The organism is Ruegeria sp. HKCCD3925, assembly GCF_057221175.1.
The window spans coordinates 532749-552020 of record NZ_JBWVBI010000002.1 but is presented as its reverse complement, the minus strand read 5'-3'; the positions used below and the strand labels follow the sequence as shown (position 1 = coordinate 552020).

The following is a 19272-nucleotide window of genomic DNA, read 5'->3' as shown; positions in this document are numbered from 1 at the left end:
AGCGGTCTATTCCAAGTCGTGTTTACGATATTCTCTAAGAGGAAAAAGAGTGACCAGCCCGAATACGTCTAAAGTGTTAATCCTTCTCGGCCCTCCTGGTGCCGGTAAGGGAACGCAATCCCGACTGCTTGAGCAAAAATTTGGCTTGGTTCAGTTGTCGACAGGCGATTTGCTCCGCAGATCGATTGAAAGCGGCAGCGAAACAGGCAAGGCGGTGGAATCTATCATGGCTGAAGGCAGGCTCGTCGGAGATGACATCGTCATTTCGATCTTGCGTGACCGTATGAGGGATTCGGACTGTGCCGGAGGGGTGATATTAGACGGATTTCCACGCACGCTTAGCCAGGCGCGCGCATTGGATCAACTATTGGCGGAAACGGGGCAGCAGATCAGCGCTGTCGTCAGTCTTGCGGTGGATGACAAGAAGATGGTCGACCGCATTTCCGGTCGCTTTACTTGTGCAGGATGTGGCGAAGGTTACCATGATACATTCAAACCGCCTGAGGCAGCGGAACGCTGCGACAATTGCGGAGGCTCTGAGTTTAAGCGCCGCGCTGACGACAAGGCCGAAACAGTCGCTGCACGCCTGATTGAATATCGTGAACAGACTTCACCCTTGATCGACTACTATAGCCATATGGGCGTTTTGGCGAATGTTGACGCAATTGGACCGATCGAGGCAATCAATCGAAGCATCGAGGCCGCCATATCGTCAAGGTCGTGATGACAAAAGAAAGCAGAGGAATAAGACCTTTGCAATTACGCTTAGCCAAAGCAAAAACAGACCCAAGAAAGGCTGTTCAGACGTCATTTTCTTAAATGCGAAACGTCTTTAAGAAAAGAAAAGCGCTTGCGGTAATCTCCCGGCGAGAGGTCGACTATTTCGTGAAACATTCGGCGGAATGCTGAAACATCCATATACCTCTCCCGGGCGATGGTTTCGATACTGGACTGCGATAGTTCCAGCCTCTGACATGCATTGGTGATGCGACGCTGTTGCAGGTATTCCGATGGCGTGAAACCCGTGGCCGTCAGGAATCGGAATCCAAAAGTGCGCAGCTCAAGTCGAGCGGTGCGGGCCAATTCGGAAACCGGGATCGGGCCCGCATAACGCATTTGCACTCAATGCTGCGTTCGAAGGATTGCGTTGCCCCCATGAGTCAGGTTGGGCGAAAAAGAGATGTAAAAGCTCTGCGCCCGCTCGCCAGGGTCGATCAGAAAAAACCGGGCGACCTGCATCAGTGGTCGCGGTGCGAGCAGCTTGGTAGGCAAAGTGCTACTGCCACCTCCAACGAACAAGACAGGGGATGCCAGATTGAGATCGACGTTCACTCGGTCCCAGATCTATTGTTCATGAGGCATCACCAAATTGGACTATGTCGTTCTAGGAAGTTTAGTCGGTAAGATCTTTTTGCGACGCATGTAAGGTGCGCTCTGCAGCATTCCAGCCACTACTCGAGCACCCATTGCAGAGAGCAGTCCCATGACCGTCGGAGATGATGCCATTGGGACAGTCATCACGACAAGCGCCGCTCGCACATTATTGATCGCAGCCTTGCACTCGTATTTTGCGACAAGGCTTCGCGCGCGCTGCCTGAGGAAACCCGGCGAGGAAGGTTGCGATGACTGCAACCCATGTCACCAATGGGGTGTCGAAGAACGGGGCAATTACACGGCCTGCGGTGACCTCAAGTATTAACCCTATGGCAGCCCAAAAGAGGATCGAACTGATTGTGAACAAGAATATCAGTGCGATCCAGTCAAAAGCCACCTTAATTCGCGAGTTGCTCCTGAGTTTCAGGTTCTCTGCGTATCGATCTATTGTAGTGCCGGTAAAAAAGAGTTTCGGAATAAAAGCAGAATGAGAAGTCCACTGCGACTGAGCTTCGCAAGTGTTGTTATTGCCCGCGCCTACGCAGTGTCATGTTTTGTATCTAAGTGATTTTCTTTTCGCTCTTTCAGCAGGCTCGTCAACCAATCCGGGTCCATCTCGGGAACCAAACTTAGCAGCAGCTTTGTATAGTCCGGGAAGGGTTCGGATAGAACGGTATTCTTCAATCCCTGCTCGACGACTTGACCATTCAGCATCACAACAATCTCGTCCGAAATAGCCTCGACCGTGGCAATGTCATGCGTGATGAACAGATAGGAAATTCCGCGCTCCTTTTGTAGGCGCATCAGCAATTGCAGTATGCCCTCCTGCACAATCTGGTCCAGTGCGGACGTCACTTCGTCACAAATAATCACCTCAGGGTCGGCGGCCAGAGCGCGAGCAATGCAAATTCTCTGTTTTTGTCCGCCGGACAATTCGCTGGGAAGACGATCATAGAAGTCTTCCGACAACTCGATGGCTTCAAGCAGTTCGATGACCCAGTCCTCCTGCGCCCGGCCCCGCAGACCATGATAAAATTCCAGCGGACGTCCAATGATTTCACCTACGGTTTGACGCGGGTTCATCGCGGTATCGGCCATCTGATAAATCATCTGAATTCTGCGCAGCTGATCACGGCTGCGATTTTTCAGTTCGTTTGGCAGGACCTCGCTATTGAACGTGACCTGCCCGCTTGTGGCTGGCAGCAAGCCGGTGATCACCCGCGCCGTGGTCGATTTACCAGATCCGGATTCGCCGACAATCGACACCGTGCGCCCCCGCGGCAGGCTGATTGACACATTGTTCAACACCTTGGCGCTCTTGCCATAGGCCGCATCCACACCGTCAATTTTAAGGATGATATCATCCGAAGTCTCGGCCTGCTTTTGCAATAGCCGCACGGACCAGAGGGATTTGGTATACTCTTGCTCGGGCGCAGACAGCATTTTGCGCGTTTCCGCCTCTTCTACCTCTTCTCCATAGCGCAGCACCTTGATCCGGTCCGCCATCTGCGCGACCACCGCCAGGTCATGGGTTATGTAGATTGCGGCGGTATGAAATTCTTCGACGATCCGGCGCATAGCAGTCAGAACCTCGACCTGGGTCGTCACATCCAGCGCAGTTGTCGGTTCGTCGAAAATGATCAAATCGGGACGGGGTGACATCGCCATGGCTGTCATGATCCGCTGTAACTGGCCACCGGAGACCTGATGCGGATAGCGGTCACCAATCGTTTCGGGATGCGGTAACGACAACGAGGCATAAAGCGCGCGGGCATCCTCACGCGCGACATTCTCGGGTTGCAGTCCCTCGCGCACCGTTGCAGCAACGGTCTGATCCAACAACTTATGCGCCGGGTTGAACGACGCAGCCGCCGATTGGGCCACATAGGCTATCCGCGATCCCCACAGATGCTGCAGCACGTGGTCGTCCAGATCCCGCAACTCCTGCCCCTTGAACCGGATCGAACCGCCCGTGATACGACAGCCGGGCTGAGTGTATCCCATAGCCGCTTTGCCCAGCGTCGACTTGCCCGCGCCACTTTCGCCTATCAGGCCCAGCACCTCACCGCGCTTCAGGGTCAGGTTGACACCTCTGATGATCGGATTCCACTTTTCGTCCGAGAACCCCTCGATACGGATGTCGCGCATATCCAGCAGAAGGTCAGTCTCAGTGTTCATCGCGTAATCCGCTTGTTTTGTGCAAGAACCAGTCGACGACAAAGTTGACCGCCACAGTGATCAACGCGATCGAGGCAGCGGGCAGCAGCGGCGTGACCCCGGCCTTGAAATCATATTTGGCGAATTGGATCAGGTTGGCGGTCTCGCGCACCATGGTTCCCCAATCGGCGGTGGGGGGCTGAATACCGACGCCCAGAAAGCTGAGCGCAGCGATGGTTAGGAACACGAAACAGAATCGCAGCCCGAACTCGGCCACCAGCGGAGGCATGATGTTGGGCAAAATCTCGCGACGCATCACCCAAGGCAGTTTTTCGCCGCGCAGCCGGGCTGCCTCGACATAATCCATCACTGCCACGTTCACCGCCACAGCGCGAGTCAGGCGGAACACGCGGGTTGAATCCAGAATCGCAATAATCAAAATCAACGACAGCGCCGACGAGCCGAAAATCGACAGCAGCATCAGCGCGAAAATCAGGCTGGGAATGGCCATAAATATATCTACGCCCCGGCTGATCAATTGATCCAGCCAACTGCGGTTAATCGCAGCGATCAGCCCCAGACCGCCTCCGATGAAGAACGCCAGCAGCGTAGTGACAAAAGCGATACCGATGGTGTTGCGCGCGCCATAGATCAGCCGCGACAGGATATCACGCCCGATCTGGTCGGTACCCAGCCAATGCTCGGACGACCAGGGTGCGTAAGGCGTCGGGAATACCTCGGCCTCACCATAAGGCGCGGTGACCGGCGCTCCGATTGCCATGACTATATAGAACAGGATCACAAACATGCCGAAAATTGCTGTCGGCGGCGCTTTCTTCAGCTCGATCCAAATACGCTCGCGCTTGCTGCGACGGGTCCGCACGCGACCCACCTCGGCGGCGGCTGAATATGTCTTGCTTGTCTGGCTCATTTTGGGTGCAGAAGCCTCGGGTTGGTGACGATTCCAATGATGTCGGCAATCAGGTTCAGAAGGACATATGTGGCGGCGAATATCAGGGCGCACGCCTGAACCACCGGGATATCGCGCGAGCTGACCGCATCGACCATCAGTTGGCCGACGCCGGGATAGACGAACACCACCTCGACCACGACCACTCCAACTACCAGATAGGCCAGGTTGAACGCGACCACCGTTGAAATTGGCGCCCACGCATTGGGCAGCGCGTGATGCAGAACCACGCGGCGGGCGTTCTCTCCTTTCAACCGCGCCATCTCGACATAGGGTGAAGCTAGAAGACTGATCAGTGAAGCCCGCGTCATACGCATCATGTGCGCGACGATTACAAGTGTCAGTGTAAGCGCAGGTAATATGCATTTGACGATCCGCTCGACCAGCGGCATCCCTGGCTCCACATTGGCCAACGACGGCAACACCGGCCATAGCGTTCCGAACAGCAAAATCAGGATATAGGCCACGAAGAACTCGGGGAAAGAGATCGCCGTCAAGGTGCTGGCGCTGGCCAGCTTATCATAGCGCGAACTGCGCCACAGCGCGGTGGTGATGCCCAGAAACAGCGCTAGCGGAACCGAGATCAGCGCCGCCATACCCGCAAGAAACAATGTGTTCCATAAGCGCGGTGCGACCAGTTCCACTACCGGACGTGATCGATCCACACCCGAACTCGCCCGACCTGAGAACGACGTTCCCAGATCCCCGGTCGCCAACGCACCGATCCAGTCGAAATATCGGATATAGGCAGGTTTATCGAGGCCAAGCTCGGCCCGGAACGCCGCCACCGTTTCCTCAGTCGCGGCCTGGCCCAGTACAGCCTCACCGAAATCGCCGGGCAGCATCTGGATTGAACAGAAGATAATGATGGAAACGACAACTAGGGTCACTACGCCAAGTCCCAGGCGTTTCAGTATCGTCACCAGAACCGGATGCATCTGAACTCCTTGCGTCTGCGGGGCTTCATTCGGCGGGTGCGCGCAGTCTAGACAGATCATCTCCGCAACACTGACAAAGAAAACATGACCTATGTCCCCGTTTTCTTCGTTTGTTGAAGCCGTACAGCCGAGTGATCTTCGCTTGGACGTTCGGAACGGGCCTGCGTGCTGCGGTTCAAAGAACATTGTGAACAACAGGTTCAACCAGGAGGCCCCAAATGAAAAAGCCCGGATCACCTTTCCTGTCCTCTCAGATGCAGAAACTGCAGAGCGGTCGGGTTTCACGTCGCAGCTTCATGTCAAGCGCACTGGCTGCAGGCCTTGCCGTTCCAGCAGCATTGAGCCTATCCGGACAAGCACTTGCGCAGGTCCCCAAAAAAGGCGGAGCGATCAAATTTGGCTTTGGCAGCGGTTCGACCACCGACTCGTTAGATCCAGCAACCTATGAAGGTACGATCAACACCGCTGTCGCCTATCTGTTCGGCAACAACTTGGTCGAAGTAGATGCAAGCGGCAATTTGGTGCCCGAACTCGCGACCGAGTATTCCTCGGACGACGCGATCACTTGGGTATTCACCCTGCGTGAAGGGGTCGAGTTCCACAATGGCCAAATCCTTAGCCCTGCCGATGTCATCGCCACTATCGACCACCACCGTGGCGAGGGATCGAAATCTGCGGTGAACGGCTTGGTCGCCCAAATCAAATCAATGCGCGCCGATGGCAACAACGTGGTGTTCGAGCTGGAATCAGCCAATGCCGACTTCCCATACATCCTGTCGGACTATCACTTGGTCATAATGCCTTCGACCGATGGCAAATTGACCGACCCGCAATCCGGTATCGGCACCGGTGGCTATATCATTGAGGTGTACGAGCCGGGCGTGCGGGTAAAGGCGCGCCGCAACCCGAATTACTTCAAACAGGATCGGGCCCATTTCGATGAGGTCGAGTTCCTTACTATCATCGACCCGACTGCGCGCCAGACTGCGCTGATGAACGGATCAGTCCAGGCAATCGACCGGGTCGATCCCAAGACGGTCGCCCTGTTATCGCGGGCACCACATATCAACATCCTCGAGAAAACCTCGACCCTGCATTACACGATACCAATGCGGGTCGATGCCACGCCCTTCGACAATTACGATCTGCGCATGGCGCTGAAGCTGGCAGTCAAACGCCAGGAACTGGTCGACAAGATCCTGCTGGGTCATGGCTCATTGGGCAACGATCATCCGATCTCGACCGCCAACCGCTATTTCGACGGCGATCTACCGCAACGTGAATTTGATGCTGAAAAGGCCACCTATCACTATAAGAAATCAGGCCATAGCGGCGCGCTGCAGCTGTCATCTTCAGACGCGGCATTTGCTGGCGCAGTAGATGCGGCTCAATTGATCGCCGCATCCGCGGCCGAAGCAGGTATTGAAATCGAAGTGGTTCGCGAACCCTCGGATGGCTACTGGTCGAATGTCTGGAACAAGAAACCCTGGTCATTCTCGTACTGGTCGGGCCGCCCGACCGAGGACTGGATGTTTGCATCGGCCTATACCAACGACACCGAATGGAACGAGACCGCCTGGCGCACAGGCGAAGCCGCCGATCGCTTCAACGCCATCGTGGTCGAGGCCCGTGCAGAGCTGGACGACGCCAAACGCCGCACTCTGTATGCCGAAGCGCAGACTTTGGTTCATGATGATGGCGGTGCGATCGTTCCGATGTTCGCCAATCATATCATGGGTGTTGCCAAAACCGTCGCCCAGGGCGAGATCGCCGCGAATTGGGAAATGGATGGTGCCAAAGCCCCTGAACGCTGGTGGCTTGCCTGATCGCGCGCTCTCCGTCTGGTGGCCCGTGTCGGCAGATTTCTGGCCTGCAGAGACGATAGATGTCGCTTGCAGGCCTTTCTGTCGTAATCCAGCTTGCTGCCGCTATCTTGAAACTGCACATTTCGCCCATGACACAGACTGACATTCCGAATCCTACGGACCGCCGCGCAACCGGCTGTGATCTTGTGATCCTTGCATAAAGCAGGGCCTCGGGCCTTTTGCTTTACGCTGCGATTACAGAAATTTCGGAAGACCTCATGACAACTCAAACGCTGCGCCTGGCCATCGATATTGGCGGCACCTTCACCGATACGGTCCTTGTCTCTGGCGAAGAGACAATCCTGGCCTCCACCAAGACCCTGACCACCCATCAGAACCCTGCTGACGGCGCCATGGAAGGGGCCGCGCGAGTAGTGCAGCAATCGGGCCGGACGCTGGATCAGGTGACCGGCTTTATCCACGGCACCACCCTGGCGACCAATGCGCTGATCGAACGTCGCGGCGCGGTGGTGGCGACGGTGACCACCGAAGGCTTTCGCGACATCCTGGAAATCGCGTATGAGCGGCGTTATTCGCAATATGATATCAACCTCGAGAAGCCTGACCTGCTGGTGCCGCGCGAGCGTGCTCTGACCGTGCGCGAACGCATGTCGGCGGGTGGTCAGGTATTGATCGAGCTCGAAGACTCGGCCATCGACGCACTGCTGGCCGATATCGACGCGAGCGGCGCAGAGGCCATAGCGATCTGCCTGATGCACGCTTATGCCAATCCCGCCCATGAACGCCGCCTACGCGATGTGCTGGCTGAGAAGCGGCCCGATCTGACCGTCTCGATCTCGTCCGAGGTCAGCCCCGAGGCGCGCGAGTTCGACCGGCTGTGCACCACCGTCGCCAATGCTTATATCCAGCCGCTGATGCAGACCTATCTGGCCCGTTTCGTCGACCGGTTCGAGGCCGAGGGCGTGACCTGTCCGATCCTGATGATGACGGCGGGCGGCGGCATGTGCACCGTGCGCACCGCCGCGCGTTTTCCGATCCGGCTGGTGGAATCCGGCCCCGCCGGAGGGGCCATTCTGGCCGCCCGCATCGCCGCCCGCACCGGGCTGGATCAGGTGCTGTCCTTTGACGTTGGCGGCACCACCGCTAAGCTGTGCCTGATCGATAAGGCCCGCCCGCAGACCTCGCGCCAGTTCGAGATCGCCCGCGCCGCGCGGTTCATAAAGGGCTCGGGCATGCCAGTGCGCATCCCGGTGATCGAGATGATCGAGATCGGCGCGGGCGGTGGCTCCATCGCCGGGGTGGATCGGTTGGGACGCCTGACCGTGGGTCCGAAATCGGCGGGGTCTGAACCCGGACCCGTGGCCTTCATGCGCGGCGGCACCGAGCCCACGGTGACAGACAGCGACATTACGCTGGGCTACATCGTGCCCGACACATTTGCCGAGGGGCATATCAAGCTGGACCCCGAAGGCTCCAAACAGTCGCTGAGCCGGGTGATCGGGTCGAAACTAGATCTCGATGCCGTTGGCTCAGCCGACGGCGTCAGCCGCATCGTCGATGAAAGCATGGCCAGCGCAGGCCGGATGCACGCGGTGGAATCGGGCAAGGATCTTGGACTGCGCACGATGATTGCCTTTGGCGGCAACGGGCCGTTGCATGCCAGCCGGGTGGCACGATCCGCCGGGGTCAGCCGCATTGTAATCCCGCCCAATCCGGGCGTGGGGTCTGCCGTGGGCTTCCTGTTCGCACCCGTGTCGTTCGAAATCGTCCGCTCGCGCTATTCGCTGTTGGACAGCATGGACATGGATGAGATCAACGCGCTGTTCGACACCATGATCGTCGAGGCCAAAGGCGTGGTTGCCCAAGGCGCGGGCGATGCCCCGACCGAAACACAGCGCACCGCCTTCATGCGCTACAACGGTCAGGGTCACGAGATCGAGATCACTCTGCCCGACCGGCATCTGACGGCAGACGATATTGCACCGCTGACCACCGCCTTTGAGGAAGAATATCGCAAGCAGTTCTCACGCCCGGTGCCGGGGATGCAGATCGAGATTCTCAACTGGGCGGTGCGCGTCGCCACAAGCGACAGCGCCGTGCCGCCAGTGCCGGAAACTCCGGCATTGACTACCATCACCGCAACCGTATCCCACCCGATCACCTGCGATGTGGACGGGGCGCTGAAACAGGCCGCATTCGTGGCGCGGGCTGACCTATACCCCGGCGATCACATACAAGGCCCGGCGCTGATCCACGAGCCGCAGACCACCACGCTGGTCTCGGCTGATTTCTCGGCCCATGTGGACGCCATAGGAAACCTCGTCCTGGTTCAGGACCAGAAAGGAGGCGCTTCATGACGACCGATCTTTCCCCCGCCCGCCTACAAGTGATGTGGAACCGTTTGCTGGCAGTGGTCGAAGAACAAGGCCAAACCCTGATCCGCGCCGCCTTTTCGCCCATCGTGCGCGAATGCGGCGATATCTCCGCCGGGATCTTCGACGCCAACGGCCGGATGCTGGCACAGGCGGTAACCGGCACGCCGGGCCATATCAACACCATGGCCGAAGCGGTGCAGCATCTGCGCGCCGCTTTCCCGGTTCAGACCATGAAACCGGGCGATATCTACATGACCAACGATCCGTGGCTGGCCTCGGGGCATTTGAACGACTTCCTGCTGATGATGCCCGCGTTCAAGGATGGCAAAGTGGTGGGCTTCACCTCATGCACCTCGCATCTGGTTGATCTGGGTGGTCTGGGCATGGGGCCGGAAGGCTCCGACATCCATGACGAGGGGCTGCTGATTCCGCCCTGCAAACTGGTCGAGGAAGGTACCCCTAACGCGCTGCTGCTGGACATCATCCGCGCCAACAGCCGCGAGCCCATCGCCAACGAGGGCGACATCTATGCCCTGATCGCCTGTTGCGAGGCCGGGGTGAACCGGCTGGTCAGTATGATGGAAGAGTTCGGCCTGACCGATCTGGATGCGCTGGGGTCCTATATCATCGACACTTCGCGCCGTGGCACGCTTGAGGCCATCGCCGAGGTGCCCGAGGGGGTCTATAAGAACGTCCTCAAGATGGATGGCTATGAGAATGAGCTGGAGCTGCACGCCGCGCTGACCGTCAGTAAATCGGGGATGCATGTGGATTTCACCGGCACCTCGGGTTGTTCGCGCAAGGGCATCAACGTGCCGCTGAACTATGCCACCGCCTATACCGTGTTTGCGCTGCGCTGCATCGTCGGCTCGGACATCCCCAACAATGCCGGATCGCTGGAGCCGTTCACCGTGGACGGCCCCAAGGGCTGCATCCTGAACGCACAGCGCCCGGTGCCGGTGGCGATGCGGCACACGCTGGGTCAGGTGACACCCGATCTGGTGCTGGGCTGTCTGCATCAGGCACTACCTGATGAAGTGCCCGCCGAGGGCGCAAGCTGCATGTTCGACCTGCCCATGCGCCACGCCCCCGAGGTGGCCCGCGATGGTGGGCGCGAATTCGCAGTGGAACCGGTACATAATGGCGGCACCGGCGCGCGGCCTCATGCGGACGGGCTGTCAGCCACCGCCTACCCCTCGGGCGTGTTCGGTTCGCAGGTGGAGATCACCGAAAGCGTCGCGCCTGTCACCATCTGGCGGCGCGAACTGCGTGCGGATTCCGGCGGCGCGGGCAAGTATCGCGGCGGGCTGGGGCAGCGGATCGAGATGACCTCGTCCAACGGTGCGCCCTTCATCGTGTTCCTGTCGGTCGAGCGACTAAAGTTCCCCGCCCTTGGGCGCATGGGCGGCAAACCCGGCGCGCCCGGGCGCATCCGCTTTCGCGAAGGCGACAGCGACATTCCCGGCAAGGGAGAGCTGCGAGTTGAAGGCGGCGATTATCTGATCTTCGACACTCCCGGTGGTGGCGGTTTCGGCGATCCGGGCGACCGCAACTCGGATGCGCTGGAGCTGGACCTCAAACGCGGTTTGGTCAGTGCCGAGGGGGCCAAAGCTTACGGAGGTGACACATGATCCGTCCGGTTTCTCATGTCGGCGCCATGGGCGCCTATGCGCTGGCCGATCTGGGTGGTGAAGGCACCATCTCGCTGGCGCAGAACGAAAGCGCCTTTCCGGCCAGTCCGTCCGCCGTGGCGGCCGGGCAGGCAGCGCTGGCTGATCTGACGCTCTACCCCGATCCCGAATGGCCCGACATGCGCGCGGCCATTGCCGGGGTACACGGGGTCGACCCGGCGCGGGTGCTGTGTGGCGCGGGCTCGATGGAGCTGATCGGCTGCCTGATCCGCGCCTTTGCCGGGCCCGGCGATCACGTGCTGGGCACGCAGTATGGCTATGCCTTCGTGGCCTCGGCCACGGCGCAGGCGCAGGCCGAATACGTCGCCGCGCCCGAGGTCGATCTGACCGTATCCGTCGACGCGGTTCTGGCCGCCGTCACCCCGGCGACCCGTATCGTGTTTGTCTGTAACCCGGGCAATCCCACCGGCACCCTGATCCCGAATGCCGACATCCTGCGCCTGCGCAACGCGCTACCCGGCGACGTGCTGCTGGTGGTCGATCAGGCCTATGCCGAGTTCGCCGACCAAGCCAACGATCCAGCAGAGATTTTCGCGCTGGCTGATCGGGGGGATACCGTGATCACCCGCACCTTCTCCAAGGCTTACGGGCTTGCCGGGGCGCGCGCCGGGTGGGGCTATTTCCCCACCGACATCGCCAGAGAGCTGCGCAAGCTGTTGAACCCCAACAACATCTCGATTGCCTCGCAGGCTGCGGCAGCGGCGGCGATGCGCGATCAGGCGCATATGCGGGACGTGGTCGCGAAAACGGCAACCATTCGCGATCGGCTCGCGGAGGACTGCCGCGATCTGGGGCTGATCGTACCGGACAGCCACACCAATTTCGTGCTGATCCGCTTTGCCTCGACCGAGCAGGCGCAACAGGCCGACGCCGCGCTACGGGCCGAGAAACTGCTGATGCGCGGTATGGGCGGCTATGGTCTGTCCGACTGCCTGCGCGCCACGATCTGCGACACGCCGGTAATGGATCGCTGTCTGGCCGTTCTGAGAAAGGTAACGTCATGAGCCACGAAACGCGTACCCGGGCCAAGATCGGCGTTCTGGTGCCCTTCACCAACACCAACCTCGAGGCCGATATGGCCTTGATGCGCTGCCCGGATACCACCGTGCATTTCCAGCGCATGGGTGGTTATGATGTCGATGAAATCCCCGGTTCTGACCAGATGGCAGGGCTTGGGGCCTCGGACATCAGCCACGATTTGCGGATGATTTCGGGCGTGCGGCCAGATGTGGTGCTGTACGGCTGCACCTCGGCCACGCTGACCCATGGGCCGACTTTCGACGCCGATCTGGCGCAGCAGATCAAGGCCGGATCAGGGGCGCAATCGCTGACCGCCGCCGGATCGCTGATCGCCGCCATTCAGGCGCTTGGGGTGACGAAAGTGGGCTTTTCCTCGCCCTATCTGGGCGAAATCAACACGCAGGCGATGGATTTCATGGCCGCAAACGGCATCGAAACCGTGCGCTGCGCCGATGTTGGCCGCGAGCTGGGCAATTACGGGCAGGGAGAGCTGACCCCGGACGAGGTTTACGACCTCTCCTGTGAGGCAGACCACCCGGACGCGCAAGCCGTCGTGCTCAGCTGCACCGACATGCGCGCAGTCGAGGCCATCGCGCAGATCGAGGACACGCTGGACAAGCCGGTAGTGACCTCAAATCAGGCGATGATGTTCTGCATGATGCGGGCGCTGGGTCTGCCACGCCACGAGGCGCTGCCGGGCCGGTTGTTCGATCTGCTGTAACCGAACCGGGGCAGCGGTCGACCCCCCTGCCCCGATATTCCATCAGGGTTCGCCGCTGCCGATCTCTTGCTTGCGTTTGGCGATATAGGCATCCAGCTCCTCACGCACGGAGGGATCCATCTCGGGCATCTGATACTCGCGTAGCGCCTGCTGCCAAACCTCGGTGGCGCGTTGCAGGGCGTCCTTGGCTCCGGCCGCCTCCCAGTTTTCATAGTTCTGCCAGTCGGACAGCATCGGTTTGTAGAACGCGGTTTCATAGCGTTCCATCGTGTGATCGACGCCAAAGAAATGGCCGCCAGTGGGCACCGATTTGATGGTGTCCAGGCCCAGTTCATCCGTGTTAAATTTCATCGGTTTGAGGAATTCCATCATGTTCTGGATGATCTCGATATCCATAACGAATTTCTCGTAAGATGCGGTCAGCCCGCCTTCAAGCCAGCCGGCGGCATGATAGACGATATTAGCCCCTCCCAGAACCGCGCCCCAGGTGGCCATCATCGTTTCGTATGCCGCCTGCAAATCCACCACGTTGGACGCATTTGCATTCGATGTCCGGTACGGAATGCCATAGCGCCGCGCCAACTGCCCGCCGACAATATTCGCCTTGGCATTCTCCGGTGTACCAAAGGCCGGAGCCCCAGATTTCATGTCCACATTCGAGGTGAACGAGCCATACATGACAGGCGCTCCCGGGCTGACCAACTGCGTCAGCACCACACCGAACAGCGCCTCGGCGTTCTGTTGCGCCAGCGCGGCAGGCAGCGTGACCGGTGTCATGGCCCCCATCAGAGTGAACGGCGTGACCGTCACCGGTTGACCATACTCGGCCATCGCGATCAGGCCGTCACCCATGGCATCGTCGAACAGGCGTGGAGAGTTCACCGAAATGATTGTGATCACCCCCGGATCGCCGCGCATGTCCTCGGGTTTCTGACCGCGCGAAATCGCCATCATGTTGATGCCATCCATCGCCCGCCCGCGCCCGATAGCGGTGCAGTGAAAGCTCAGGTCGCTATAGCTCAGGTTGGCGTTGTAGGTGTCCAGATGGCGGTTGTTGGCGGGCATTTCGATCGGGGCCATCACCTGATTGCCGATCAGATGGATAGCGTTGAAGTGATGCGCCAACCGGATGAAGTTGCAATAGTCATCGTAATTACCCTGACGGCGGCCTTTGATACAGTCATGTACGTTCGGCGGCCCGGCAACCAAACCAAAATTCACATGATCGCCGCCCAGCGTAATCTGTTTCGCGCGGTTGCGAGAGGTCAGCGTGAATTCCGAGGGCACCGTTTTCAACGCTTCGGCGACAATGGTTTCGTCCATACGGATGGTCTTGGTGTCGCGGTCTACGATGGCCCCCGCGCGTTCGAAAATGTCCATAACATTGTCGCCCATCACCCGGATACCGGCCTCGGACAGAATGCGCATCGAGGTTGTATGCAGCTGATCCATCTGTTCAGGGTTCAACAGCTCGAACGGCGGATAGCTGTTGCGCACCTGTTGCCAGGGCAGCTGTTCGATTCCCGCCGCCGCGCGCCCGGATTTGCCGCGTCGCCCGCCGCTGCGTCTGTCTCGTGCCATTGACCTAGTATCCCCGTTGTGGGTTTACGATGTTGTTCAGCACCTCGCCCTTGCGATAGCGCATCAGGTTCTCGGAAAACATGCGGACCGATTTCAGATCCCAGCCGTCATAGACCGAGCTGCAGTGCGGTGTGACGATCACGTTGTCCAGTTCCCAGAACCTGTGCCCCTGAGGCAGCGGTTCGGTAACGAACACGTCCAGCGCCGCGCCTCTGATCCGGTTCTGTTCCAGCGCGGCCAGTAGAGGTGCTTCGTCAATTACCCCACCTCGCGAGACGTCGATTATCACCGTCGTCGGTTTCATGGCGGCAAAAGCCTCCGCCCCGACCAGACCGCGCGTGCTGTCCAGCAGTGGTACGCAAACGACGATAAAGTCAGCGCGTGGCCAGAGATCAGGCAAAGCCTCCATCCCGTGTACCTCGTCCACGTTGGGGGTCGGTTTCGGGCGGGCCCGTACACCGATTGTGTTCAGCCCCATAGCTTTGGCTCGTACCGCAACAGCCTCTCCTGTTTTGCCAAGGCCGATGATCAGCACCGTCTTGCTGTCGATGGGCTCGACTTTGCCGCCGATCCAGTCCCGCCGCGCCTGCGCGGCACGAAAGCCCGGGAAATCCAGCGTGAAATGCAGCATCGCCCCCAGCGCATATTGTGCCATCATATCGGCGGCGACCCCGGCGGCATTTGTCACCGTTACCTCATCAGGGTTCCAAGGGTTCAGGTGATCGGTACCTGAGCCGCCGACCGAAGCCCATTTGATTTGCGGGTTCTCGACCAGTGCTGCGCGTGGAAAGCCGGGGGTGCCCGCAAAGCGAACGGAATAGACAACTTCAGCCCCTGTATCCTCGATCAAACCCGTGAGCGCCTCGTAGCTGTCGCAGGTGTGGATCGGCAGATCGGGATGACCTTCAGCAAGAACCGCACGGGCAGCGTCGGGGTTATCGGTGTGCAAGATCACGGTGGGGGATTTCATGCGGGTACCTCCGGTTGGAACTCGGCGCTGGCAATGGCTACCGCGTTGGCGAAAAAAGCAGTGGCGGCGACGTCGAAAAGGACATCGAACCCCACACCTTTGCGGTCGTTGCGCCATGTGATTGCCTCGACATAGCCCACGCGGGTCTGGGCGATCTTTCCCACTGGAAAGGCACCGGGCGACAGGTCGACCGGGCAAATCTTGGCCAGCAGATCGAACAGGCGCGGGCCGGTCAGGTGCATCATGGCCCAGGTTTCCTCGCGCCAGGAATAATAGCCCTTTGGCGTGGCGGCGACCTGCCACCGGGCATACAGGTCGGCAGGCGCATCCAGTACCACCACCTCTTCCTGACCCAGACGCAGAAGGCCATCGGCGGTTTCGTTGACGTCTGGCACCTTCAGGCCCCGCGATTGCAGAAACGCCACGGTGCCTCGGCCCTTGAGGCCAAAACGCGGCGTATGGGTCAGGTCCTGCAGGAAAATCTGCCCGGAAACCAGCGGTGTGCCTTCAGCAGCGCCCTTTGGGTCAAGCGGATAGGTTCGCATCATCACACCTCCTGCCGTTTGTTTTCAGGATCAAAAAAGGTGTGGCCGCGCACAGTTGTAACGACGCGCTTGCCATTGCGGCACTTCACCGTGACCTGCGATCCTTGCGTAGCGTCATCGCCATGCACATATGCCAGCGCGATATGGGTGTTCAGCGTCGGCGACCACAGGACCGAGGTCACATGCCCCACCGGTACATCGTCCCTCAGTACCAGACAGCTTTCCCCCGGTACATCTGGCCCGTCGAATGTCAGCCCGACCAGCTTGCGCGGCAGGCCTTTGTTTCGGCGCATCTCGGTTGAGCGCTTGCCCACGAAAAACGGCTTGGTCTTCGAGATCGCCCATTCGAACCCCAGCTCATCCGGCGAGGTCAGCGCGTCGGTGTCCTGACCAATCAGGATATGGCCTTTCTCCAACCGCAGAATCCGGCTGGCTTCCAGCCCGTAAGGGCGCAACTCGTGCGCGTGACCCGCCGCCATCACCGCATCCCACAGGGTGTGGGCATAGCTGGTGGGGCAGTGCAGCTCGTAGCTCAACTCGCCGGTGAACCCAATCCGCATGGCGCGCACTGGCACCCCGGCCACCATGCCGCTGCGCCCGTCGAGATAGGCAAAGCTATCGCGCGAGAAATCGATATCGCTGTCCAGCGCCTCGACCACGGAGCGCGCCTTGGGACCGGTAATGTTGAAGCCCGAGAAGGCCGAGGTGACGTTCAGCACATCCACATCCAACCGCCACTGCGCATTCCAGAACAACATATCCGAATAAACCCGCGCCACGGCCCCGGTGGTGGCGGTGACATAGAACAGATCCTCGGCCGGCCGATACGCCACGCCATCGTCGATCACCGTGCCCATTTCGTTTGCCATCAGGCAGTACCGGCACCGGCCCACAGGCTGCTTTTTGTAGGCCATGGTGTAAATGCGATTGAGGAATTCGCCCGCATCCGGGCCACGCACCTCGAGCCCGCCCAGAGTTGAAACATCCAGCACGCCGACCCCATTGCGCACCGCATGCACCTCTTCTTCGATGAGGCGCTTGGCGTCTTGTTTGGGGCCGTAGAAATAAGGCCGCCACCACGCTCCGACCGGGCGCATGTCCGCCCCCAACCGGATATGTTCGTGATGCAGCGCTGTGCGCCTGTCTGCCGGGTGATGATGACCGGACAGCACGCCCAGCGTTTCGGGGCCAAAGGGCGGACGGGCCGTAGTCACGCCGATCTGCCCGATGGTGCGGTCGGTCGCCTTGGCCACCACCCGGGCGGTGGCCAGCGCCGAGTGCCGCCCTTGTGACGGCCCCATACCGACGGTGGTAAAGCGCTTGATCAGCTCCAACTCGCGATAGCCTTCCTCAACCGCGTTTTGCAGGTCCTTGATTTGAATATCCTCGTCCCGGTCGACAAAATCCTTGCCCTTGGGATGCCCGGCGATTGCAGGTTCGAAATTCGTCAACGCAGCCTCGACATCTTCGACCTGCGCGATGTCGCGGGTTGGCAGCCCCAGACGAGTCAACGCCGTCTGTGCCGCGCGTTGCGCATCGGCTACCACTGCATCAGGCGCAAAGACTCCGGCAACACCCCCGGCAATGCCCAGCGGAGCGTCTGGCAGAGACAGGGAAAACCGCGCCGCCGTTTCATTGTACCCAAGTTTCGCGCCAGCATGACAGGGCAGTTGCCACATTGGCGCATAGCCGACCGAAATCACCAACAGATCGCAATCCAGCCAGTCGCCGCCGACCTTTACGCCGGTAACATGGGTCTTGCCACGCGCCTCGCCCACGGTGCCGTGAATGACACGCGTCCCCCTTGTTAACAGTAGCTGGCCAAGCTCGCCGCCGCTGCCGCCGGGGCGCGGATCAACCACCGCCGCCAGTTCTACGCCTGCGTCCAACAGATCCTGCGCCACCCGATAACCGTCGAGATTGGCGGCCAGAACCACCGCGCGCTTGCCCGGTTTCACACCATAGTGCCGCATAAGCCGTTGCGCACCAGTGCCCAGCAAGATGCCCGGCAGGTCATTGTTTCGGAAGATCGCGGGCTGTTCGATGCAGCCGGTGGCCAGCAGAACCTCGCGCGCGCGCGTCTTGAACAGCTTGTTGCCCCGGATCAGCGGCAGCCAGTTGTCCTCGAACCAGCCGTTCACCACTGTACCGGTCATGATGCGGAGGTTCGGCAGGCTTTGCACTTTCGCCAGCAGGTCGGACAGCCTGTCGGCATCGCGGCCATAGGTCAGCGCACCGCCCAAGACCGGCTCCTGCTCGGCCAGGATGACGTCAGCCCCGGCTTCGGCGGCTTCGATGGCGGCGGTCAACCCGGCCAGCCCCGCGCCGACGACCAGCAGGTCACAAAACAGGTTGGCCTTTTCGTAGTCTTCATGCGGTGCGTTGATATCCAGAACGCCCAGCCCCGCCTTCTTGCGGATCAGCGGCTCCCACAGTTTCAGCCAGCTATTGCGCGTCGGGCCCATGAAGGTGCGATAATAGAACCCCACCGGCATGAATCGCCCCAGCTTGTCCATGAATGCGTCGCGGTCTCGCGACAGTGATCCGTTGACGTTCTGCGCCGTAACTTGCAGCCCTGCAGAAATCGGAAGCCGGTCGGCCTGCACGTTCGGGTCCGAGGGCAGTTGCACCAGCGTATCAGCCTCGGTCCCCGCCATCGACATCGCACCGCGCGGTCGGTGGTATTTGAACGAGCGCGACAGCATCCACTTCCCCTGCCCGGCCAAAGCCGAGGCGATCACATCACCTTCGTATCCCTGAAACGCCTGCCCTTCAAAGCTGAACGATACCGGCGCATCTCGATTGATCCTGTTGCCCCAGGGTGCGGGAAGTCGGGCCATCACCTTTGCTCCAGCTCTGAGGGGTCAAAAGTGCGGATCACCTCGTTCGTGGTGGCGTTGCGCTCGGCCAGAAAGAAATAGTTCGAGGGCACGTGCCGCCACCATTCCACTAGCGTTCCGCGTGAATTGTCGGCGCGGAACAGGTGACGTGCCCAGTCCTGATCGCTGGTTGCATCCGGGTCGGGGTTGGCGCGCAGGGGGCCGAAGCTCTGGAATTCATTAATATTGCGGGGCCCGTTCATCGGGCAGATCAGGATCTTCATG

The 19272-nt window shown here is 59.9% G+C and carries 16 protein-coding genes; 7 read left to right on the top strand and 9 right to left on the bottom strand.

Annotated elements, in window-relative coordinates; translation table 11 throughout:
- Positions 1-49: 49 nt before the first annotated feature.
- The gene (locus tag AC2TEM_RS07280) at positions 50-724 is read left to right on the top strand and encodes an adenylate kinase (RefSeq protein ID WP_170423165.1); all 675 of its coding nucleotides are present in this window, start codon (positions 50-52) and stop codon (positions 722-724) included.
- 83 nt (positions 725-807) lie between these two features.
- Here AC2TEM_RS07280 and AC2TEM_RS07275 read toward each other — a convergent pair whose 3' ends face one another.
- Positions 808-1116 carry a helix-turn-helix domain-containing protein gene (locus tag AC2TEM_RS07275; protein ID WP_170683839.1) on the bottom strand — a complete coding sequence of 103 codons (309 nt, stop codon included), beginning with the start codon at positions 1114-1116 and terminating at the stop codon, positions 808-810.
- Between the two features lie 506 nt (positions 1117-1622).
- On the opposite strand from AC2TEM_RS07275, the gene AC2TEM_RS07270 reads away from it, so the two are divergent.
- A complete protein-coding gene (locus tag AC2TEM_RS07270) occupies positions 1623-1865 on the top strand; it encodes a hypothetical protein (RefSeq protein ID WP_170423161.1) in 243 nt (80 codons plus the stop codon).
- Positions 1866-1911: 46 nt separating this feature from the next.
- Here the strand turns inward: AC2TEM_RS07270 and AC2TEM_RS07265 are convergent, their stop codons facing one another.
- Genes AC2TEM_RS07265 through AC2TEM_RS07255 form a run of 3 tightly spaced genes read right to left on the bottom strand, consistent with a single transcriptional unit; the run spans position 1912 to position 5439 of the window.
- Positions 1912-3552 (bottom strand): ABC transporter ATP-binding protein, encoded by a 1641-nt coding sequence (locus AC2TEM_RS07265; protein ID WP_480856059.1) that lies wholly within the window; start codon positions 3550-3552, stop codon positions 1912-1914.
- Positions 3542-4462 (bottom strand): ABC transporter permease, encoded by a 921-nt coding sequence (locus AC2TEM_RS07260; RefSeq protein ID WP_170423157.1) that lies wholly within the window; start codon positions 4460-4462, stop codon positions 3542-3544. Before AC2TEM_RS07260 ends, AC2TEM_RS07265 begins: the two co-directional genes overlap by 11 nt.
- Complete coding sequence (locus AC2TEM_RS07255; RefSeq protein ID WP_170423155.1) at positions 4459-5439, bottom strand: ABC transporter permease; 981 nt, start codon at positions 5437-5439, stop codon at positions 4459-4461. The genes AC2TEM_RS07260 and AC2TEM_RS07255 overlap by 4 nt, the downstream gene beginning before the upstream one ends.
- A 218-nt stretch (positions 5440-5657) precedes the next feature.
- Between AC2TEM_RS07255 and AC2TEM_RS07250 the strand changes: the two genes are divergently transcribed.
- The 5 genes from AC2TEM_RS07250 (at position 5658) to AC2TEM_RS07230 (ending at position 13072) form a co-directional block, all read left to right on the top strand.
- Positions 5658-7265 (top strand): ABC transporter substrate-binding protein, encoded by a 1608-nt coding sequence (locus tag AC2TEM_RS07250; RefSeq protein ID WP_170423153.1) that lies wholly within the window; start codon positions 5658-5660, stop codon positions 7263-7265.
- Positions 7266-7522: 257 nt separating this feature from the next.
- Positions 7523-9622, top strand: a complete 2100-nt coding sequence (locus AC2TEM_RS07245; RefSeq protein ID WP_480856058.1) for a hydantoinase/oxoprolinase family protein — start codon at positions 7523-7525, stop codon at positions 9620-9622.
- On the top strand, positions 9619-11271 hold the full coding sequence (locus tag AC2TEM_RS07240; protein ID WP_170423149.1) for a hydantoinase B/oxoprolinase family protein: 1653 nt from the start codon (positions 9619-9621) through the stop codon (positions 11269-11271). Before AC2TEM_RS07245 ends, AC2TEM_RS07240 begins: the two co-directional genes overlap by 4 nt.
- On the top strand, positions 11268-12335 hold the full coding sequence (locus AC2TEM_RS07235) for an aminotransferase class I/II-fold pyridoxal phosphate-dependent enzyme (protein ID WP_170423147.1): 1068 nt from the start codon (positions 11268-11270) through the stop codon (positions 12333-12335). Before AC2TEM_RS07240 ends, AC2TEM_RS07235 begins: the two co-directional genes overlap by 4 nt.
- Positions 12332-13072: an aspartate racemase/maleate isomerase family protein gene (locus tag AC2TEM_RS07230; RefSeq protein ID WP_170423145.1), complete on the top strand. Its 741-nt coding sequence runs from the start codon at positions 12332-12334 to the stop codon at positions 13070-13072. Before AC2TEM_RS07235 ends, AC2TEM_RS07230 begins: the two co-directional genes overlap by 4 nt.
- Positions 13073-13114: 42 nt before the next feature.
- Here AC2TEM_RS07230 and AC2TEM_RS07225 read toward each other — a convergent pair whose 3' ends face one another.
- The 5 genes from AC2TEM_RS07225 to AC2TEM_RS07205 are packed head-to-tail and all read right to left on the bottom strand — an operon-like array spanning position 13115 to position 19271.
- Positions 13115-14653 carry a trimethylamine methyltransferase family protein gene (locus AC2TEM_RS07225; RefSeq protein ID WP_170423143.1) on the bottom strand — a complete coding sequence of 513 codons (1539 nt, stop codon included), beginning with the start codon at positions 14651-14653 and terminating at the stop codon, positions 13115-13117.
- A 4-nt stretch (positions 14654-14657) separates the two neighbouring features.
- Positions 14658-15623, bottom strand: a complete 966-nt coding sequence (locus AC2TEM_RS07220) for a D-2-hydroxyacid dehydrogenase (protein WP_170423141.1) — start codon at positions 15621-15623, stop codon at positions 14658-14660.
- On the bottom strand, positions 15620-16168 hold the full coding sequence (locus AC2TEM_RS07215; protein WP_170423139.1) for an aminomethyltransferase family protein: 549 nt from the start codon (positions 16166-16168) through the stop codon (positions 15620-15622). Before AC2TEM_RS07215 ends, AC2TEM_RS07220 begins: the two co-directional genes overlap by 4 nt.
- A gap of 2 nt (positions 16169-16170) precedes the next feature.
- Positions 16171-19008 carry a 2Fe-2S iron-sulfur cluster-binding protein gene (locus AC2TEM_RS07210; protein ID WP_170423137.1) on the bottom strand — a complete coding sequence of 946 codons (2838 nt, stop codon included), beginning with the start codon at positions 19006-19008 and terminating at the stop codon, positions 16171-16173.
- Positions 19008-19271, bottom strand: a complete 264-nt coding sequence (locus tag AC2TEM_RS07205) for a sarcosine oxidase subunit delta (RefSeq protein WP_170407402.1) — start codon at positions 19269-19271, stop codon at positions 19008-19010. Before AC2TEM_RS07205 ends, AC2TEM_RS07210 begins: the two co-directional genes overlap by 1 nt.
- Between the last annotated feature and the right edge of the window lies 1 nt (position 19272).